The organism is Pantoea stewartii subsp. stewartii (genome assembly GCF_008801695.1).
Lineage (GTDB): Bacteria > Pseudomonadota > Gammaproteobacteria > Enterobacterales > Enterobacteriaceae > Pantoea > Pantoea stewartii.
This window is the reverse complement of record NZ_VZPF01000091.1, coordinates 1-17,559: the sequence shown is the minus strand read 5'-3', so window position 1 is coordinate 17,559 and position 17,559 is coordinate 1. Positions and strand designations below refer to the sequence as shown.

Below are 17,559 nucleotides of genomic sequence, written 5' to 3'. Positions count from 1 at the left end.
ATATGCTCGGCCATTATTCCTTTACGCTGGCAGAACTGGTGACGAAAGGGCATCTGCGGCCATTAAAAGAGGCGTCGGAGGAAGAAAACATTGCTTAGCGTGAGTTTTCGTTCCACTGAGCGTCAGACCCCTACTATAATCAGGAAGATCTCCATCATATTTTTTTCTAATTAAAGGGGTATCGATTGTGGCTGGAGAAACTGAGTTGATTAAAACCCCAGGAGAGCATTCAACAGCAGCTACCTTTGTAAGGTTAACAATGGAAGCTTTTGCGGCACTGTATGCTAACATATTTTTACAACCAAACATTGCTGTAAAACTAGCGATGTTAACAATTTTACACGGTGTATCACTTTTCATTTCATTCATCATTTTTATCTCTTCTCTTAAAGATAAAAATGTTGGAATAAATATTTCTTCCCATGAATTAATTAAATCATCTTTCCCAAGATTAACTATTTTTTTCTCTTACCCCTGAAACACAAGCACAATTTACAGCAAATGTGTATCCACTCAAACCGCTAAATACTCTAGTTACAGAATCTTCATCTGATAAATCACAAATCACTTGTTCTATTTCACAATTCAATTCATCTGATATATTTTTATCAATCCCGGTTACGGAGAACCCTAAATCATGAAACCTGTTAGCCAGATGGTATCCTATCCCGCTCGCATGTCCTGTAACAATAATTTTATTTTTCACATTAAATCCTTATTTTCTAGACAGACAATAGTTAGGTTAGAATGTAACGATGAAAGCATATTTATTCATGTAACAACAAATCCTTTTTTTAGAGTACACAATACATCTTGCTTTGAACCCCAAAGAATACATATCTCAACGATAGATCAGATATATGATAACCTTCAAAAATCACAACAAGACTTGATCTATGTCATTCATTTCTTATGGAAAAGAAGATTAATCAAGAGAGAGAAAATAATTTCTGGTGGTAATATTACTCTTTTCTATTCCAACAAAGATTACATTTCATTTAACATTTCTAAATTTTCACAATGTATATCTAAAGATATGACTCATGAAATCATAAACATGATAATTGGAAAGCTTGTTCAAAGTCCATAATTATAACATCACTTTCATATCTTAAGCAGAAAATCCAACATTTCACTTGGCTTCCTCATTAAATAGTGAAGCCAAGTCATTATCAAGCCTCTCTCTAATTTGTAATTTAACATTATCATAATTAAAGGATTCTATCCCCTTAACTTCATTAATGTTACCAACCATTTGAAGAAGTATAGTTGAAGCATAAGACGTTTTTAATATATTCTCCAGCAATACTTTATTGAGTACGGCAGAACCTGTTAAAATATTACCATCACCCGCACTTTCAATTTCTTCTTCTTGCTCCTTTTTCTGCTGAAATTCATAAACTCTCAACCCAATATCCAGTAACATTGCAGCAACTGAGGAAACGTTAGCTTCGGTTCTGTCAGCACCATCTTCCTTTTTTGCATCAACGATAGACTGTATTCTTTTATAATTATTCTGAGTTATGTAAACCTGCGCTCTTGGCATTTCGACCACCTTATCCATAGTTGAGTTAGAGTCTGGTTTTATTTTAAACAACACGCGGGCAACTTAAATCAGACTCTGAAAGGAGTCTACCTAGAACTTTATTAGAGTTCAATAGGACTATAACAATATAAAATCAGAGTCCCGATAGAGTCACAAGAATGAAATTAGCAAATAAACATATGATTTATATGTAATAGTTTTATAAGACTCTAAATTAGACTCCCAAAGGACTCTGTATGGACTCTATTGGGAGTCCCATTTCATGGGTTATTTGTAAGCGCAACAGAAAATCAACACACTAACTCATTGTTTATAAAGAAACTTTAAGGATTTTTAAATCCTGCGGCAGGTGTGGTGACTCTGGGTAAAGAAGCAGGCTAGATCGGCTTTGTTGAATAAATGGATTTTATGCTGTGGTACTATGAAAACGGTTGTTTCAGATAACATAAAATCAATGCGTTACATGCTTGCGCATGACAGTGTTCTGTCTGGCATCAGCGTTTTCTACCAAAACAGTGCAGACAAAACAGAATGATTACCTATTATTCAACAAAGCCGGCTAGATCTATCATCGGGCACAATCTGGTTCATTACCTGCCTGGAAATTGCGTTTCTGACATTTGACGGGGGCAATTAAATTCGAGGGGGACAGGACAAAGAAAAAGCGGGGAAATTCCCCGCTTTATTTAGATATCATAACCCTTTAAGTAATCCAGCCACCAACGTAGCTCATCCCATTCTGTGGCCTTTAATGCCGGTATCTTTACTTCCCATCCCTTTACAAGGGAATCAGCAATAGCTATTATCTGCTGCATTGACATTTGAACGTCCTCTATATGTTTAGTGTCATAGGTATCAGGCTGTTCCAGCAACCTGATACCTCTCCAATCAAATCTTTTTTTCCTCTCTGGTTAATGCTGATATTATTTCATTTTTGGCCTGCTCCTGCTCTGCCGGACAATATGCAAAATCAAACCAATTTTTCACATTACTGATAACCTGCTCGTTATTGCACCCACAGCTTTCAAACCAGAATTTCACATTGCGTTTCAGGGAAGCCACTGCGCTAAATTCTCTTTCCATTGTTCTTCCGTTCTCTCCGATAGATGGAGGAGCATCCCCCTCCCTTTAGTTTCAATAATAAGAAGTAAAGCGGTGTTTTTTTCCTGGTGCTGTTTTATAAGCAGTTTCAAAATCTTCGATTTTAATCGCTAATTCATCGCCACAATCTTTAATCTGGCGCTTAAAACACTCACCTGTAAAATCATTTAAAACAAGTGTCTTAAAGCCGACCATTGAATCTGTATATTCTGAATTAGCGCGGATTTCACGAACAGTGACAGTTTTCTTTCCATGTACAGAAAGAACCTGGTAGAAGGTAACATTGGTTTGCTCATAGCCCCAGGATGACGCAAATACATCACCGACAGATACAGTATCATTTTTAAAAGTTAATACGTTCATTAAAAGCTCCCGCCCAATTTGGGCTTTGGAAGAAAGAGAACCCATTTCCCTTTCAATAATCATATTATACCTGCATTTGCAGGTGTGACAACTATTTTCTCACTATCTTATATTCTGGATGTTGATTCGCTAACAGAAGTAAATACTCGTATTCTCCAATAGATAAAGAACGACTTGCTTTACCTGCACTTTCTTTCATTTGCCATGAATTTAACTGATAACCAAAAGTATCAGCGGCTTCTTTTAAAGAAAGGCCAGCAGCAATGCGAGCGGCTTTAACCTGTTCTGGCGTTGGTTTACTCTTCATTATTTATACCTTTCAGAAAATCCAGTAAACGCGCTTTCAAAACCTCGCCATCGAGAGCAAAAGCCTGGTCTCTGGTTAGGTTTTCATCAAATACAATTTCTCGTTTCGTTTTACCTGTTGTATGTTTATTCCTTGTCTTTACGTACTTAACCACCTGTAACAGTTCATTGTTAATTACCGTTATAGTATATGAATAGTTACCCTTGTTCACTTTCACAACATTGTCAGTCATGACAGTAATTTCCTAAATTTAAAAATGACAATAGCGCACAAGGCGCTATTAATAAATTTAACAATTTTAATATGTCATACATTTATTCCCTCCCAACCCCGGAACCTGGTAAATCTCTGCTGTACGTTCCTGGTTCCCCTTGGTCAAAAGGCACATCTTCACAAGTACCTTCCTGAGCCTCACATTCCTGTTGATAAGCTTCTTCCTTCGCTAAGCGATGCGCCCATCCTTCAGGATCTAAACCACATTGCATGTTTCCGCCATTTACATTGCAATATTTAACCGTTTCGTTAACTTCACAAAGAGTTATATATGCACCATGTTTCTTAAAAACATCTAATACCAGCTCTGCATTAATGATGTTGTTCGCCATTTTTCCCCTTACACTCTATAATTTATTTTGTTATCGCCCCTTTCGGGGCGACTCCTTCACTTATCAAAGGTATGTATATAGTCCGGTTGTTTCGGTGAAGATATCCTGAAGTTGGTCACAATAAATCATCGTATATGATGCAATGCTTTTTAATGATGTACCTCTGGATTTAAAAAATTCCACATTGTAGGTATCTGATGGATCTAGTTCAATTTTAACAAGGTTAATACCATTACAAGCGAAATTCGATGGAAGTTTAAAAATGAGTCCACCATTTTCAAGCCAAACAAAATTTTTGGCTCCAGTCATTGCAATAAATTTATTTCCACCTAATTGATTCAAAATTTCTACAGCGATTTCTTTGCTCATCTGGAACTCCCGCCCAATTTGGGCTTTGGAAGAAAGAGAAACCATTTCCCTTTCGATGATTAAATTATACCTGCATTTGCAGGTATGGCAAGAATTTTTATTGCCCTAAAATATAAAGATATAAATGTATTTACATCATTGCTTTTGAAAAGAGGCGCGAACAGTGGTTACGTTCTACCTGGAAGCTGCATCGCGCCGGGGACGTTCGCCAGTTATGGCGAACTAACCAGGCAGATTTAAGCACTCCCCCTTCCACGCCCTGCAAAGCCCATTACAGCACTTACAACGCACAATTAGCCTTTCGCAGTTAGCGCGTGAGCTTGCGAACGGTACGCCGTGACGGTGCGTAGCATAGGCGCGGGGCGCTGTATCTGCGCGTTTGAGCGGCTGAAGCCGCGAATTACGGGGCGGGTAACTGAAACGGTCAGTGACAAAAATGCCCCCGCTTATGGGGGGAACTTGAGAAATTAGTGGCTGGATTTGCTGAGAGTGAACTGTAACCCGGCCACTGCTGCAAGTTGTGCCAGTGTTGTGATGGTTGGGTTCCCGTTCGGGGATAATGCACGGTAGATACTCTGACGGGCAAGGCCAGATTTTTTAGCGGCTTCGGAAATCCCCCCTCGAGCCTCTATTACCTGACGTAACGCAACAAGAAAACCACCTAAGCCACCAGACTCGTTAATTTCTTCCAGGGCATTAGCAAGATAAGCGTTTGCATAATCAGGATCAGCGCGTAGTTCTTCAATCATGGCGGCGTTGTGATCAACTGCTGCCGGATAATCATTTTTGCTAATCAGCGACTTCACATTTTTGGTGGCTGTCATTTTTTTGACCTCTTTTTAAAATCTTGCAGATAACTAACGGCTTTATCTAAATCGGCTGTTTGCGTTTTTTTGTTCCCGCCAATTAGCAGGAGAATTATTTCACCATCTTCGATTGAATAATAAACCCTGTAGCCGGGACCATAATCAACTCGTAATTCCCAGACACCATCCCTTTCGAATTTATGATCTCCAAAATTACCGCCCATAGCGCGGGCAATTCTGGAATCCACTTTTAACGCAGCGGTCTGATCTTTACGTCTTAATTTTTTCATCCAGTCGGTGTATGGAACCTCACCGTTTTCTGTCTGGTATCGTTTCGCCGTGTAAGGCATCTTGCCGCCCTCGTTCCCTTAATCTGTGTACATTGTCTCTTATAAGTGACAAACAGTCAATATAAACTGTCTCTTATAAGTGACAATTTATATTGTGGTTGTGTGCCTTCCCCGAACCATCGGAAACAAGTACTGTATAAGTATACTTATATCGAACTAAAATCTTTCCGGGAATCCGTGCCACCGCAGAAATCATTCTGTAAAAATTCAACTACCATCAGGAAGTAGAGATAAAAATAACCTAAAAGTTATACATAACCCTTGAGTTATTTTTTCCGTTGGTTATACTTCTTATGTGGCTTCGGTATCAGGGAGAAAATGTAATGAACTATATGGCTATAGAAAATTGTTTGTCTACGGAGCTAAACCATAAAAGGAAAGGGGCTGTTTCGTGTTTGAACTGATTTTTCATCCTGAAGCAGAGCAGGAATTACTTGAGCTTGATAGTGCTATGCAGGGTAAGGCATTTGCGGCGCTTGATAAACTGGAGACTCAAGGTAATCAATTACGCTTCCCGCATACTGATATTATACAGGATGGCCTTTTTGAATTAAGGGCGGGCAAAAAAGACATTACCCGTACTTTTTTTGCTTTCGCTAAAGGTAAAAGAATATTCATTCTCCGTACATTCGTAAAGAAAAGCCCGAAGACACCACCTTCAGAAATTAAATTAGCACTTAGCAGACTTGAGGAAATGACAAATGAAAGTTAAAGGCATTCCTTACTCAGAAGTAAAAGCAAAAGCCTTACAGAACCCGGATGTGATGGCTGCTTATCTTGCTGAAAAAAAAGAAGAAGAGCTTCAGGCGCTTTTGTTCGATCTTCGTCGCAATGCTGGCATTAACAGTACACAGGTTGCGGAGCGCATGGGTATCACTCAGCCAGCAGTAAGTAAGTTAGAGAGAAACGCCAGTAAAGCCAGCGTATCAACACTGGAACGATACGCGGCTGCGTGCGGAGCATCCATTAAAATTGTCATGGGATGATCCTGTTTTTAGACGGAATTGACCATGACTATAAAGGAAGCCACGCTTAGCGTGGCTTTTTAATGAGTGAAGGCTTTAACCTGAGAGCGTCCAGTGCACAATTTAACATCAGTTCACTTCCGCTTCCTCGCTCACTAACTCGCTACGCTCGGTCGTTCGGCTGCGGCGAGCGGCGACTGCTCTTTCTGAATTAACATCATATATCCCCCCCCCATGTAATGATAATGCAGCTTGGCAGAGCGTTAAGAAAAGGTTTAAAGCGGGCTTGCCAGTAACGGGCACGCTGTATTTTCATAATGTAGTCACTAAGTATTAACGCTAAATACAGGAATAAATATTAGTTGATATACCATCACTTGATGGTATAATGGGTTTGTTGGTCGGGAATAGTTCCCTATCTTTTCCAGTAGCCCAAACGGGCGGGAGAAAGACATGAATATTCAGGAAGCATTAAACGTTTTTGGCTTATCAGGTGAATTAACTGAGATGGATATCAAGGCTGCATATAAAAAAGCGGCTTTGAAATATCATCCAGATCGTAATCCATTAGGTGCTGAACTGATGAAGGCTGTAAATGCAGCTTTTGATTTTATCATGGCTAACATTGATAAAATTAATCAGTTTCAAAGCACTGATGAAAAAGCACGTTACAACTACGGTGAAGATCGGCTTTGTTGATTAATAGGTAATCATTCTGTTTTGTCTGCACTGTTTTGGTAGAAAACGCTGATGCCAGACAGAACACCGTCATACGCAAGCATGTAATGCATTGATTTTATGTTATCTGAAACAACCGTTTTCATAGTACCACAGGATAAAATCCATTTATTCAACAAAGCCCCGCCCCAGTATAGTGTCAGGTTAACTGAAAAAAATAGAAGGCACCAGACGCGCTACAAGCGGCTTTATCCACCTCAATCACTGATTATACCCTTACTTACTTTCAAAGACCTGTTAAAACGCTTCTGAGGCGTTCATGATGCACATGATTTTGTAACGCCGGTTGTTGGCAGTTATCGCAGCTATCCGGTCACTCCCCAGGTGGTGTAAATTATGCTCTTAACGTACAAAATTTTCCGAACTCCAAACTGCCCCCATTTAAACCCGTTAAAGCCGCATACAGCGATGATTTGTATGTGCGTAGCACATGGAGGCGCTATGCGCCGGGGACCACCGCAGCGCAGCGAGGACATAGAAAGCATCGCGGCTTTAGCCGTGATAATCCCCCTCACGGCTAAGCCGGTTTTTTTACGGGCTATCAGCGAACGCTGTTATGTGGTTCGAAAAGAGCCTTTTCGATGCGGTGTTACAGGCGTGGTTTAAGTAAGTTGGTGCTCAGTGGAACGTAAACTCACGTTTAAGAGCCTGACGCATTCAGCGCTGCTGAATTTGTCCAATCCCTCGACGGCTAACAGGCAAGCTGTTAGCCCTCTCACGATTCTGTTCTGAACGCCCCGCGCTTTAGCGTGGGGCGCTACTTTGATGTTTCCGAACCGGCGCGGACGTGAGTCCGCTGCAAGGGCGGGCGTTTTCAGGAGCCTGTCCACAGGACAGGCGACGAACAGGTTATTTATTTATATGAGTAATAAAACAGTTATTTAAAAGAAGTACTGAGCAGGGGTTTAAAAGAAACCATGCAGTTTGAAATCACTACGACTGGCACTCTGTGACCATAACGGGGTACTACGCCGGAACCGCCGAAATTTCCGTTATCCTATTTTTAACCTCAATCACTCTAAAAATGGAAAAATTTCACTTTCGATAAAACATTGTTTTTAACATTTCCTTTCATTATTTTAATCACATCACTCTCTAGTGATTCTCTTAGTTCTTTCGTAAAAGAACATTTATCCAGTATATAGCTAATGATTCTTTTAGCCATTAAATTAGTCATGCTTTCCCTTTCTTTGTGTAGAAATAAAACTAATTTTATAGCATAATATGCATCCTTTTTATCCTTTACCAGTTCATCAATTCTTGTTAAGTTCGCAGCCATTATTGCATCTTTCAATGAAATATCTGCTAAGCGAACCTCCTGAAATTTTTTTGTACTTATCATTCTTGGTAAATGATACTCTGGCTGAAATATGAAATTGATTAACCTGTCAATATCTAGAGTACTTAGCTGGCCACTCAGAGCGAACTCTTTTAGTTTCATATCTGAAGTGTTTCGTATGAATTTAATCAGATTTAATCCAATGGCGAGCTTCATGCTTTTCGTAGAATACATAGCAATATCATTATCTTCCTTATTGCTTGTGTAAATGTTCGAAATTTCTTTTTCTGCTATTTCAAATTGTGATGTAAATTCTTTGTGTTCATGTTCAAAATCGGAGGTAACATATCCACTATAGTGATGATCTAATGTAACATAAGCATGTTTGAACTCATCCTTAACTATATAGGCATTAGACCCAAAATTCCATCCTTTATATTTTGTGTTTATAGGGTGGATGGTGTTTTTATCTGAGAATTCAACGCCAAAGAATACGAAATCATGATTCGATAAATCAGCAATTTCTTCATCTAAAGCGCGCGTCGTTGGGGGCGTGTCTAATGATTGAAGTTTTTTGTTTGAAAATATATTAAGCGTGCCTTTATTTGAGAGTTTAGAGTTAGTTTGATGCCTCAATACAACATCTGTATCAATTATTTTAGCTAATAGGAATGTTTCTTTCTTAGACAAAGGCTGAGTCTGTTTTATAATTTCATGAATATTTCCCCTTGAAATCCGATCTAAACATGCTAAAGCTTCCTTTCCTGTATTCGGAGAAAATTTATATTTATCCTTCTTGAAATGAGAACCTTCTGAGAACATAGTTAAATAGCATTTAGATGCCATCCTCTCTCGGAGTGTTTTCTTTATTATGTTTGCACTGTCTGTATGTTTTTCCGTGCCAAAGCATGCAAGTGAGTTTTTTACGTCATGTATATTATTTAATATATTTCCTTGCTCATTGTTTTGGTGTGTTGTTTTCACATCCACATTAGGCTGAAGAGATATGTCACTGGATGTTCTTGTGTTAAGAATATGCATTCTATTGTCCTAGCTGTAATGTTTCAATTCTATTTTCAATGTCGTGAAATCTTTAATTTTATCGATGTGATAAATTCCTCATTACACCTGTGATGCAAAAATTTATAACCATTTTTCAGATGATCTTGACCCTCCATCTCCGGACAGCTTTTGTATCTTAAGTTAACGATGCCCGCTGTTGCCGGTATTCCCTCGGAGAGAGGTATCCCAGCGCACTGTGCGGGTGATTTTCATTGTAATGCGTGAACGCTGCTGCAAGGTTTTGCAGGGCTGTTCTCACATCCGGTTTTGGCATGAACGCGATATAGTCTTCCTTCATCGTCTTCACGAACCGTTCCGCCATGCCATTACTCTGCGGGCTGCTCACCGCTGTTGTACAGGGCTCCAGATTCAGCTCTCTGGCGAACCTCCGCGTTTCATACGCGGTATATGCGGAACCGTTGTCCGTCAGCAACTGCACCGCTGTGTCCGGCAACTTATCGCCGAAGCGCTTTTCTACCGACCTCAGCATGACATGCTGCACGGTCGAGCTGTCGTAGCCTCCCGTGCTTGCTGCCCAGTCTATGGCCTCGCGGTCGCAGCAGTCCAGCGCGAACGTTACACGCAGTTTTTCACCATTATCGCAGCCGAACTCAAAGCCATCTGAACACCAGCGCATATCACTTTCCGCAACTGCGATTTTACCTTTATGTTCACGCGTCGGCCGCTCTGGTTTGTTATGCAGTAACAGCAGGTTATGCTCGCTCATGATCCTGTAAAGCCGTTTGGCATTGACCGGCGGCAGCCCCTCAGTACGACGTTGCTTACGCAGGATGCCCCACACGCGGCGATAGCCATAACCCGGCATATCGCTGATGATATCGAGGATACCCGACAGTATTTCAGCGTCTGCTTCGTCATTACGCCGGTTACAACGCCTGTCCTGCCAGTCGGCAGAACGTTTTACCCGCAGTGATAGTTGCGCACGCGACACGCTCATGGCGCGGCTGACCAGAGCTATTCCCCATCCTTTGGCAACAAGGGCGCGTGCGCTATCCATTTTCGCGACTGACCGTACTCCACGGCTTCTTTCAGGAGCTCAACTTCCATCGTCTTCTTGCCCGGAAGGCGATGGAGCTCCCGGACCTGCTTCAGCGCAGCAGTGAGCTCTGAAGCAGGAACGACTTCCTCTCCGGCCGCTACGGTGGTGAGACTGCCTTCCTGATATTGCTTCTTCCACTTGAACAGCAGGCTGGGCTGAATACCGTGCAGGCGTGCAACGTGGGAGACATTCATGCCGGGCTCCATCGTCTGCTGGATAATGGCGATTTTCTCCTGAGGAGTCTTACGCTTACGGACTTCTTGCCCTAAAAGGATCCCGGTCATCTCAAAATTGGCGTTAGTGTTAGACATATATTCAAGCCTATCTCTTATCTGGAGATACAGCTACTGTCTGGTGTTTCAGGGGGCTACATCATAACCATTTTTCAGAGATTCATCAGCATTGAAATGATTACCTATATATAGGTATAGAGTTTAATGGTATAAGTGATCCACCCGAGTAGGAATTCTTTCATTCCTTTTTACGTACAAGTGTCCGGTACACAGTTGGGCGTGAGACTGAAAATAAATCAGCCAGATCACTGATTGAGTACTGCCCAGTCTCATGCATCCGGCATAACTCCTTCTGCTGTTTGTCAGACAGCTTTGGTTGTTTCCCCCTCAATTTCCCTTTTGTCCGGGCAATAGCCATTCCTTCGCGGGTACGCAGCCGTATCAGGGGTTGTAAGCGGGCCCCCCCAAAATTTTTTGAGAGCGCTACAGCTTTTTGGGATCCACGCAGGAACCGAAATCCTGATCCACTCCGGCAGTCGGAATCAGGGGTTGTACGCATGACCCCCTGATTTTTTCGCAACCAGTAACGGCGCTGAGGGATCCCCATAAATCAGCGCTAATAAACCAGCACCATAGTTCGGTAGGTTTTGGCGAGGTGATTAAGAATGGTGCTCAGCACCGTTCGCTTTAAAATTAGCGGAGAGTGTCTCAGGATATTCTCCGCTAACGTCAGATACGAGATAACACGCCGCGATTTAATGCTGTTGGCCTGATATCTCAGATGTAATCCTTTGTTCTCAGCGTTACAGCCAATAAGCCACAGCACTATTGTGCAGAGTGTTGCCAGCAGGCTGAGTACCAGCATGCGTCCGGCAGAGCGGCTGTAACTGGCCCGTAAACCGAAGCCAAAACGTTCGCTTTTCTCATCCCGAAAATTCTGCTCAATTTGCATCCGGCGACTGTATAACTTCATGATTTCACGCGGTCTGAAGTGATCTGTGCTGCTGAAAATTAGCCAGGGTTCTTTTGCCGCAGAACGGCCATCATGCGCCTGAGATTTACGATCTATGCGACACCGTGAGTGCCGGTGTTTACGCCCTTTAGATTCTTTTTTATGCAGATAAAAGTGCCCATCGCATCGGGCATATTCTGCCCGGGCAAGCGTTCCCTGCCCAAGGTATGCAGGTTTACGGCTGGCCTTTAATTCCTGACGTCTGAACCAGTATTCGCCTCTGCTGCGCAGGCGCAAGTGAATATTCCCCCTGATGCGACCGATAAAATCCCAGCCCAGCGATTTGATATGCCGGAACCAGGCGTTCTGGAAGCCTGCATCCGTGACGATGATGACCCGGGCCTGTCGGTTAACTGCGCAGAAAAGAGCATCAAGAAAATCTTTTTGTATCTGTGAGTTCTGCTGTTTTTCTGACGGCACTATCCAGCTTAATAAAGGTATTGAACGCCCGTCACACAGAAGGCTGGCGCGGAGAACGTGAAATTCCTGCGAGGGATAGCCGCTCCAGTCAACGGCAATAACGCACAGAGATAACTGATTTGTCAGCATCGAAGTAATGCGCTTAAAAATCAGAGGAATGTCCTGATGGAGAGCGTCATTACCCAGCAGACGATCAACACGTTTGATTTTGTTTTTGACCTGAGCACTTCCCGGTAAATAGCGACCGATGCTGGTCAGCGTCAGTGACGCTCCATTGATTAACGCAACGGTGGCGTCCAGCAGGGCATTTTGTCGGTATTTGTGAAAGGGTGCTAAGGCATTACGAAAGAAATTCTGACATACTCGACGGGCAGGCATAGAGGCGCTCTCATTGAATTGATTACACAATCAGTAGATCGGCTTTGTTGAATAATAGGTAATCATTCTGTTTTGTCTGCACTGTTTTGGTAGAAAACGCTGATGCCAGACAGAACACCGTCATACGCAAGCATGTAACGCATTGATTTTATGTTATCTGAAACAACCGTTTTCATAGTACCACAGCATAAAATCCATTTATTCAACAAAGCCCAGTAGATCACAAAACTCTATGCCTGTCTTTTATTACCCGCCTATTGCTGGGGATTCCTCAGCGCTGGAGCGGCTTTCTGTAAATTGTCCGTCCTGCAATTCTCAGCTCGTGATGACGGCTAAAACCTGCGCCTGTACCGGCTGTAAATTCAAAATCTGGCTTGAGTTTCGCGGTAAAAAGTTCACACAAAAGCAGATTAAGACGATTATCGGTAAGGGCAAAAGCGGCGAGATAAAAGGTTTCAAGAGCAAGAAAAACGACGCCACTTATTCGATGTTTGTCACCCTGGCAAACAAAGAAACGGGCGAACTCGGTTTTGAATATCCTCCTCGTGATGGTAGCAAGCCGTCACCAAAAGACATGCCACGAGAGTTAAAATTATGAATACCATTCAGCAAGCACTGTCCTCAAAACGCACCCTTAAAAAATTCCTGTCGGAGTGCGATTTTGTTTTCCTTACCACGCTCAACGAGCAGATCACAGCCAGCTTAACGGAAAGAAAAGCCGAACATGAAGCGCTGGAACAGCAGCAAAAAGAGCGCGAAGCAAAACGCCTCGAATTGCTTGAACTGATTAAAGCCGAAGGTTTTTCACAGGATGAATTTGCCAGCATCCACACGGCCCCTAAAGCGGCGAAACGTAAACCTAAATACCAGTATATTGAGGGAGGAATTACTAAATACTGGTCTGGTGTTGGCCGCGTGCCGGTGGTTATTCAGCAGGAACTTGATGCGGGTAAATCGCTCGAATCGTTTCTCATTAAGCCTTGATTTAAGGGCGTAACACAAACTCGTTCGTTGACCTTGCCTTTGACCTTGCCTTTGACCTTGCCTTTGACCTTGCCGTTAGGCTGCGAAGATTTACGAGGATGGGGATTCAATTTTGAAAAAATTGCTAATCACCAGACCGTAAAATCAGCGCAGTGGTGAGAGGCGAGTAAATTCAATTTCAACGAAATTGTTAATTTGCGTCGCCGAACCCACTTTTTGAGCGTTCACCCCAAGTGAGCCGAAAAAAGCCGGGGGGAGCCGCAAAAAATTTGCCGCCCCAGCGAGCAAATAGGCATCCCCAGATGCCGGTTTTTGTGGGGGGCTTGCCCCGCACACCGTCGAGCCTAAGTCTCCGGCCAAAAGCCGGTCGCGCGTAGCGCAAGACGGTGTGCCGCCTTTGACCTTCGGGGGTTTTGGCGTGGCGTCCAGCCATGACATTACCCCCATGCGACATGCAGTAAGGGCGTCCAGCCCGCGCGGAATGCCGCACGCCGTTAGATCGCGGGAGTATACCCCCGCGAGCATGGTCGCGCTGCGGCCACCTTCTTTCGCTTCACGCTCTCGCCTCATCGTCTCGACGCACACTGTGCGGCGGGATGGTGCGGCGAAGCTATGCGGCGAGAATGCAAAAGGATCTCACTCATGTTATTTGACCGTATAAGCCGTTCGCTATCACCGATAGTGAATGGTGCATTGTATTTTTTTGAGTTTTTGCAGACGCATCAGATGATTTTAGCGTTGCTGTCTGGTGTGATGCTGCCGTTTATATTCCTGCTCAGAAAAGATGAGCACCAGAATGCCCCATTCTGGAAGAAACTTATTATCGGCCTTTCAATGCTGTGCTTTCTTTTCGGTACGATTGCGCCGGTTCCTGTCTGGTTCCTGCAACGCATGTATGCGGGGCGGGAAGAAATCGCTATTCCACTTTTAGGCTGGAGCATATCTCTGGCGTTCACTGCTGCGGGGCTTATCCTGCATATCCTTTTACGGCGCGTAATCTCCCCGGAACTGGATAAGGCAAAACGCAGCCTGGTTAAAAAAACCGGCATGGAAAGAGACGGTCGAACGGATGTTCGTAAGGTGAAAGAGCTTTTGCCACAAACAGCCGAATATGATCCGTTTGAATATATCGATCTGAGAAAAGGCATTTTCATTGGACTGACTAAGGACGGCGAACCGCAGTACATCCCCGTAAAAGAATGGCAGACGCAACACGCCGACATTATCGGCACCACCGGTGCAGGTAAAGGCGTCGCGTCAGGTATTCTGCTCTACCAGAGCATTTTAGCCGGTGAAGGTGTTTTTGTTCTCGATCCGAAAAACGACGAATGGGCACCCCATTTGTATAAAAAGGCCTGTGAGGATGCCGGTAAACCTTTCGTACTAATTGACCTGAATAAGCCCGAATACCAGATGAACCTTATCGACGGGATCACCGCCGACTATCTGGAGGAGTTATTCGTTGCCGGGTTCAGCCTGGCTGAAAAAGGCGAAGCGGCAGACTTTTACCGCATCGATGACCGCAAAGCGGCGAGAACGGCGGCGCAGTTTGTCAGCCAGAACCCCAGCTCCACAATCCGGGACATTTATAACGGGGAGTATGTGCAGGGTATCGGTGAAACGATAAAAGCGTTTCACGGTAAAACCGAAGAACTGGCGATGGGCTTTGTTGAATAAATGGATTTTATGCTGTGGTACTATGAAAACGGTTGTTTCAGATAACATAAAATCAATGCATTACATGCTTGCGTATGACGGTGTTCTGTCTGGCATCAGCGTTTTCTACCAAAACAGTGCAGACAAAACAGAATGATTACCTATTATTCAACAAAGCCCACGTAAATGCGAAGCATCCATAACCGCATCCTCAGCTTTCAGGTTTTTTATATCCGTTGTCGTTATCATGGAAGCCAGCACCACATAATCCACCTGCCCGATTGTGATAACCGGCGTTAACGCTTTTACCTGTGAATTAGAGTTAGCTTTCTGAGTTAAAGGCATAACCAGACGAGTGCTGAGATGCGAAAGCATCTCTGACTGCACATCAATAAAATACGGATATATCTGTTTGTTCCGGGATTTATTTTTATAAATCATAAACTGCTTCACTAAATCACCCCGAAATTTTCGTCATCTGAAAAAAGCCCGGCCTCTGCTACAAAGCTGTTTAACGCCTCGATACCAGCCCGGTTTTCTGCAATCCAGCGTTCACGCTTGCTTTCCTTAACGGCCACTTCCAGAGCCTGGTTAGATATCGCGGAAACGTTCAGATCCAGCGCTTTGGCCTCTTCAAGCAAACCAGCATTTAAGTACACGTTTGTACTGCGTTTTTTCTCGGCTACATTCGTTCTCATAACAACCTCATGCATACAGATTATGCGCATAAGTATAGCACATAAAAAATATCAGGGCTTAGCGCTTACGCAAAACATAGTCGGGATGCTCGCCCGCCATTAGAAGAAGATATTCAAATTCCACTTTAGAGAGATTTAGCCGGTTATGTGTTTTTGCTTCCTCTTTTTTCTGCCACGTCCTAAGACCAACACCAAAAATCTTCCCGCACTCTGTCTGTGTTAACCCCAATTTCTCACGTAATTTTTTTATGTTTTCCGGTGTATTATTCATTACCCACCTCAAGATCTGATATCATTTGCAAAAGATATTTTTTATCAGTTGACCTCAAGCCATTCTCACTAAAATTGATATTATCAGAATCAGTTTTATTAAATTTAAAATTACTTACCGTCATTCTTTTAGTTTTGGTCTCTTTATTCGCCACCTGAATTTTAACTGTCTTTAAAAAGTGATAGACATCACCTTCTTTTTCAAGGTAGAAATTCACATCCCCTTTGGATTTTCGTGTTGTTCTCATAGATGTTTGATCGCCCCTGTAAGTTTTATCAGTTGATCCACGCTCAATCCCTGCACAAATAAACCGTATCCGTTATAGTGGTCGGTGATTTTTCCGCTGAGGCCGTTGTCCGATTTAAAACCCGTCAACGCATCGTACCAGTTATCCAGCTTCACAAGCTGCGCTAACATGCCTTTAATGATTTTATCCTGCTCCAGCGTGTCACGCTGCGCCCGTTCCGCTTCCTGCGCCTTTTTCACGTCCTCCCAGGCTACGCTAAGTATTTTGCGGCGTATATCGTCGGCTATACCCGTTGCACCCCGTGAGGGCGACACGGCACACCGCGCACCATCCCCACGCCACTGGCGGGATTCCACAAAGCCGTGAATGACCAGGCGGCTTTTTTCTTCTCTCACCGTGATGGCGTAGCGTTTCAGTTCTGGCGTGGTCAGTTTTATCCGGTACTGGCAATCATCCAACAAATTGACGCGCCAGCCGTTCCCCAGCAGACGGGCGACGATTTCAAAAACGGGTTGATAGCGTTCAAAGAACGATTTCATTTTATCACCTAATTTTCCTTTCTGATTACAGATAAAACCCATTATTACCAAATTAAATTCATTATACTTTAATAAATTCCAGGCCAAAAATTACAGCGCTAATAATAATATTGGCCGGCTTTGTTGAATAAATGGATTTTATGCTGTGGTACTATGAAAACGGTTGTTTCAGATAACATAAAATCAATGCGTTACATGCTTGCGTATGACGGTGTTCTGTCTGGCATCAGCGTTTTCTACCAAAACAGTGCAGACAAAACAGAATGATTACCTATTATTCAACAAAGCCATATTGGCCATTACCAATAAAATAACTGGTTGAGGAAAACCCTTCCATTTATAAGCAAAAATAAGATTTACTATAGCTAAGATTAAAAGCAATAATGCAGATATTATATTCATATGAACCTTTCGTATTATTTTCTGTAATGGGGGCTTGCGCCCTGAGGGATCCCCACAAATTGACGCTAATAAACCAGCACCATTTTGTGGTAAACCCTTGTTAAATTGTTAAGAACGTCCTTCAGGGATATTCGCCTGAGCATTAGCGGAGAATGCCGTAAAATATTC

The 17,559-nt window shown here is 43.0% G+C and carries 22 protein-coding genes and 4 pseudogenes; 6 read left to right on the top strand and 20 right to left on the bottom strand.

Going from position 1 to position 17,559, the window contains the following annotated elements; all coding sequences use genetic code 11:
- Positions 1–219: 219 nt before the first annotated feature.
- The 11 genes and pseudogenes from F7Q90_RS27945 to F7Q90_RS21315 form a co-directional block, all read right to left on the bottom strand.
- A pseudogene (locus F7Q90_RS27945) lies at positions 220–360 on the bottom strand (SDR family NAD(P)-dependent oxidoreductase); the annotation flags it as partial.
- 91 nt (positions 361–451) lie between these two features.
- Positions 452–706 carry an NAD-dependent epimerase/dehydratase family protein gene (locus F7Q90_RS21360; RefSeq protein ID WP_071988826.1) on the bottom strand — a complete coding sequence of 85 codons (255 nt, stop codon included), beginning with the start codon at positions 704–706 and terminating at the stop codon, positions 452–454.
- A 426-nt stretch (positions 707–1,132) separates the two neighbouring features.
- On the bottom strand, positions 1,133–1,546 hold the full coding sequence (locus F7Q90_RS21355; protein ID WP_044243514.1) for a relaxosome protein TraM: 414 nt from the start codon (positions 1,544–1,546) through the stop codon (positions 1,133–1,135).
- Between the two features lie 686 nt (positions 1,547–2,232).
- Positions 2,233–2,367, bottom strand: a complete 135-nt coding sequence (locus F7Q90_RS27670; protein ID WP_257789149.1) for a hypothetical protein — start codon at positions 2,365–2,367, stop codon at positions 2,233–2,235.
- Between the two features lie 67 nt (positions 2,368–2,434).
- Positions 2,435–2,629, bottom strand: coding sequence for a hypothetical protein (locus tag F7Q90_RS21350; protein ID WP_006122336.1), 195 nt, complete (start codon positions 2,627–2,629; stop codon positions 2,435–2,437).
- A gap of 51 nt (positions 2,630–2,680) precedes the next feature.
- Positions 2,681–3,010 carry a hypothetical protein gene (locus F7Q90_RS21345; protein WP_044243532.1) on the bottom strand — a complete coding sequence of 110 codons (330 nt, stop codon included), beginning with the start codon at positions 3,008–3,010 and terminating at the stop codon, positions 2,681–2,683.
- A gap of 91 nt (positions 3,011–3,101) precedes the next feature.
- A complete protein-coding gene (locus F7Q90_RS21340) occupies positions 3,102–3,317 on the bottom strand; it encodes a helix-turn-helix domain-containing protein (RefSeq protein WP_006122338.1) in 216 nt (71 codons plus the stop codon).
- 314 nt (positions 3,318–3,631) lie between these two features.
- Entirely contained in the window at positions 3,632–3,922 is a 291-nt protein-coding gene (locus F7Q90_RS21330; RefSeq protein ID WP_044243518.1) for a hypothetical protein, read from the bottom strand.
- A 63-nt stretch (positions 3,923–3,985) separates the two neighbouring features.
- Positions 3,986–4,291 carry a hypothetical protein gene (locus tag F7Q90_RS21325; RefSeq protein ID WP_044243533.1) on the bottom strand — a complete coding sequence of 102 codons (306 nt, stop codon included), beginning with the start codon at positions 4,289–4,291 and terminating at the stop codon, positions 3,986–3,988.
- Positions 4,292–4,758: 467 nt separating this feature from the next.
- On the bottom strand, positions 4,759–5,115 hold the full coding sequence (locus tag F7Q90_RS21320; RefSeq protein ID WP_006122339.1) for a helix-turn-helix domain-containing transcriptional regulator: 357 nt from the start codon (positions 5,113–5,115) through the stop codon (positions 4,759–4,761).
- Positions 5,112–5,447, bottom strand: coding sequence for a type II toxin-antitoxin system RelE/ParE family toxin (locus F7Q90_RS21315; protein WP_001147119.1), 336 nt, complete (start codon positions 5,445–5,447; stop codon positions 5,112–5,114). The genes F7Q90_RS21320 and F7Q90_RS21315 overlap by 4 nt, the downstream gene beginning before the upstream one ends.
- A gap of 391 nt (positions 5,448–5,838) precedes the next feature.
- Between F7Q90_RS21315 and F7Q90_RS21310 the strand changes: the two genes are divergently transcribed.
- From F7Q90_RS21310 to F7Q90_RS21300, 3 genes and pseudogenes are all read left to right on the top strand, one after another.
- Positions 5,839–6,159 (top strand): type II toxin-antitoxin system RelE/ParE family toxin, encoded by a 321-nt coding sequence (locus F7Q90_RS21310; protein ID WP_044243522.1) that lies wholly within the window; start codon positions 5,839–5,841, stop codon positions 6,157–6,159.
- The gene (locus F7Q90_RS21305; protein ID WP_006122340.1) at positions 6,149–6,433 is read left to right on the top strand and encodes a helix-turn-helix domain-containing protein; all 285 of its coding nucleotides are present in this window, start codon (positions 6,149–6,151) and stop codon (positions 6,431–6,433) included. The genes F7Q90_RS21310 and F7Q90_RS21305 overlap by 11 nt, the downstream gene beginning before the upstream one ends.
- Before the next feature lie 432 nt (positions 6,434–6,865).
- Positions 6,866–7,099: pseudogene (locus tag F7Q90_RS21300) on the top strand (DnaJ domain-containing protein); the annotation flags it as partial.
- Positions 7,100–8,168: 1,069 nt separating this feature from the next.
- Here F7Q90_RS21300 and F7Q90_RS21295 read toward each other — a convergent pair.
- The 4 genes and pseudogenes from F7Q90_RS21295 to F7Q90_RS21280 form a co-directional block, all read right to left on the bottom strand.
- The gene (locus F7Q90_RS21295) at positions 8,169–9,470 is read right to left on the bottom strand and encodes a T3SS effector OspC family protein (protein WP_006122344.1); all 1,302 of its coding nucleotides are present in this window, start codon (positions 9,468–9,470) and stop codon (positions 8,169–8,171) included.
- A 157-nt stretch (positions 9,471–9,627) separates the two neighbouring features.
- Positions 9,628–10,835, bottom strand: a protein-coding gene (locus F7Q90_RS21290; RefSeq protein WP_085980117.1) for an IS3 family transposase whose coding sequence is annotated in 2 segments (ribosomal slippage) — positions 9,628–10,514 and positions 10,514–10,835 — 1,209 coding nt in all. Because the reading frame shifts where the segments join, the coding sequence is not laid out codon by codon here.
- 187 nt (positions 10,836–11,022) lie between these two features.
- Positions 11,023–11,229, bottom strand: a pseudogene (locus tag F7Q90_RS21285) (helix-turn-helix domain-containing protein); the annotation flags it as partial.
- A 171-nt stretch (positions 11,230–11,400) separates the two neighbouring features.
- Positions 11,401–12,594, bottom strand: a complete 1,194-nt coding sequence (locus F7Q90_RS21280; RefSeq protein ID WP_006122348.1) for an IS4 family transposase — start codon at positions 12,592–12,594, stop codon at positions 11,401–11,403.
- A 232-nt stretch (positions 12,595–12,826) separates the two neighbouring features.
- On the opposite strand from F7Q90_RS21280, the gene F7Q90_RS21275 reads away from it, so the two are divergent.
- The 3 genes and pseudogenes from F7Q90_RS21275 to F7Q90_RS21265 all read left to right on the top strand — a co-directional run.
- Positions 12,827–13,192 (top strand): topoisomerase C-terminal repeat-containing protein, encoded by a 366-nt coding sequence (locus F7Q90_RS21275; RefSeq protein ID WP_141119424.1) that lies wholly within the window; start codon positions 12,827–12,829, stop codon positions 13,190–13,192.
- Positions 13,189–13,578 carry an H-NS family histone-like protein gene (locus F7Q90_RS21270; protein ID WP_006122350.1) on the top strand — a complete coding sequence of 130 codons (390 nt, stop codon included), beginning with the start codon at positions 13,189–13,191 and terminating at the stop codon, positions 13,576–13,578. The genes F7Q90_RS21275 and F7Q90_RS21270 overlap by 4 nt, the downstream gene beginning before the upstream one ends.
- A 642-nt stretch (positions 13,579–14,220) precedes the next feature.
- Positions 14,221–15,240 (top strand): annotated as a pseudogene (locus F7Q90_RS21265) (MFS transporter); the annotation flags it as partial.
- Positions 15,241–15,402: 162 nt separating this feature from the next.
- Here the strand turns inward: F7Q90_RS21265 and F7Q90_RS21260 are convergent.
- The 5 genes from F7Q90_RS21260 to F7Q90_RS21240 are packed head-to-tail and all read right to left on the bottom strand — an operon-like array spanning position 15,403 to position 16,989.
- Complete coding sequence (locus F7Q90_RS21260) at positions 15,403–15,675, bottom strand: CcdB family protein (RefSeq protein WP_006122352.1); 273 nt, start codon at positions 15,673–15,675, stop codon at positions 15,403–15,405.
- Positions 15,676–15,686: 11 nt separating this feature from the next.
- Positions 15,687–15,932 carry a type II toxin-antitoxin system CcdA family antitoxin gene (locus tag F7Q90_RS21255; protein WP_044243551.1) on the bottom strand — a complete coding sequence of 82 codons (246 nt, stop codon included), beginning with the start codon at positions 15,930–15,932 and terminating at the stop codon, positions 15,687–15,689.
- Between the two features lie 58 nt (positions 15,933–15,990).
- Entirely contained in the window at positions 15,991–16,203 is a 213-nt protein-coding gene (locus F7Q90_RS21250; protein WP_044243552.1) for a helix-turn-helix domain-containing protein, read from the bottom strand.
- On the bottom strand, positions 16,196–16,450 hold the full coding sequence (locus F7Q90_RS21245; RefSeq protein ID WP_044243555.1) for a hypothetical protein: 255 nt from the start codon (positions 16,448–16,450) through the stop codon (positions 16,196–16,198). The genes F7Q90_RS21250 and F7Q90_RS21245 overlap by 8 nt, the downstream gene beginning before the upstream one ends.
- Positions 16,447–16,989, bottom strand: a complete 543-nt coding sequence (locus F7Q90_RS21240; protein ID WP_044243569.1) for a hypothetical protein — start codon at positions 16,987–16,989, stop codon at positions 16,447–16,449. The genes F7Q90_RS21245 and F7Q90_RS21240 overlap by 4 nt, the downstream gene beginning before the upstream one ends.
- Positions 16,990–17,559 lie beyond the last annotated feature (570 nt).

Excerpts from the sequence above, each read along its gene's own strand:
- F7Q90_RS21355 (WP_044243514.1), bottom strand. The coding sequence starts at position 1,546 with ATGCCAAGAGCGCAGGTTTACATAACTCAGAATAATTATAAAAGAATA.
- F7Q90_RS27670 (WP_257789149.1), bottom strand. The coding sequence starts at position 2,367 with ATGTCAATGCAGCAGATAATAGCTATTGCTGATTCCCTTGTAAAGGGA.
- F7Q90_RS21350 (WP_006122336.1), bottom strand. The coding sequence starts at position 2,629 with ATGGAAAGAGAATTTAGCGCAGTGGCTTCCCTGAAACGCAATGTGAAA.
- F7Q90_RS21345 (WP_044243532.1), bottom strand. The coding sequence starts at position 3,010 with ATGAACGTATTAACTTTTAAAAATGATACTGTATCTGTCGGTGATGTA.
- F7Q90_RS21340 (WP_006122338.1), bottom strand. The coding sequence starts at position 3,317 with ATGAAGAGTAAACCAACGCCAGAACAGGTTAAAGCCGCTCGCATTGCT.
- F7Q90_RS21330 (WP_044243518.1), bottom strand. The coding sequence starts at position 3,922 with ATGGCGAACAACATCATTAATGCAGAGCTGGTATTAGATGTTTTTAAG.
- F7Q90_RS21325 (WP_044243533.1), bottom strand. The coding sequence starts at position 4,291 with ATGAGCAAAGAAATCGCTGTAGAAATTTTGAATCAATTAGGTGGAAAT.
- F7Q90_RS21320 (WP_006122339.1), bottom strand. The coding sequence starts at position 5,115 with ATGACAGCCACCAAAAATGTGAAGTCGCTGATTAGCAAAAATGATTAT.
- F7Q90_RS21315 (WP_001147119.1), bottom strand. The coding sequence starts at position 5,447 with ATGCCTTACACGGCGAAACGATACCAGACAGAAAACGGTGAGGTTCCA.
- F7Q90_RS21305 (WP_006122340.1), top strand. The coding sequence starts at position 6,149 with ATGAAAGTTAAAGGCATTCCTTACTCAGAAGTAAAAGCAAAAGCCTTA.
- F7Q90_RS21295 (WP_006122344.1), bottom strand. The coding sequence starts at position 9,470 with ATGCATATTCTTAACACAAGAACATCCAGTGACATATCTCTTCAGCCT.
- F7Q90_RS21280 (WP_006122348.1), bottom strand. The coding sequence starts at position 12,594 with ATGCCTGCCCGTCGAGTATGTCAGAATTTCTTTCGTAATGCCTTAGCA.
- F7Q90_RS21275 (WP_141119424.1), top strand. The coding sequence starts at position 12,827 with ATGCCTGTCTTTTATTACCCGCCTATTGCTGGGGATTCCTCAGCGCTG.
- F7Q90_RS21270 (WP_006122350.1), top strand. The coding sequence starts at position 13,189 with ATGAATACCATTCAGCAAGCACTGTCCTCAAAACGCACCCTTAAAAAA.
- F7Q90_RS21260 (WP_006122352.1), bottom strand. The coding sequence starts at position 15,675 with ATGATTTATAAAAATAAATCCCGGAACAAACAGATATATCCGTATTTT.
- F7Q90_RS21255 (WP_044243551.1), bottom strand. The coding sequence starts at position 15,932 with ATGAGAACGAATGTAGCCGAGAAAAAACGCAGTACAAACGTGTACTTA.
- F7Q90_RS21250 (WP_044243552.1), bottom strand. The coding sequence starts at position 16,203 with ATGAATAATACACCGGAAAACATAAAAAAATTACGTGAGAAATTGGGG.
- F7Q90_RS21245 (WP_044243555.1), bottom strand. The coding sequence starts at position 16,450 with ATGAGAACAACACGAAAATCCAAAGGGGATGTGAATTTCTACCTTGAA.
- F7Q90_RS21240 (WP_044243569.1), bottom strand. The coding sequence starts at position 16,989 with ATGAAATCGTTCTTTGAACGCTATCAACCCGTTTTTGAAATCGTCGCC.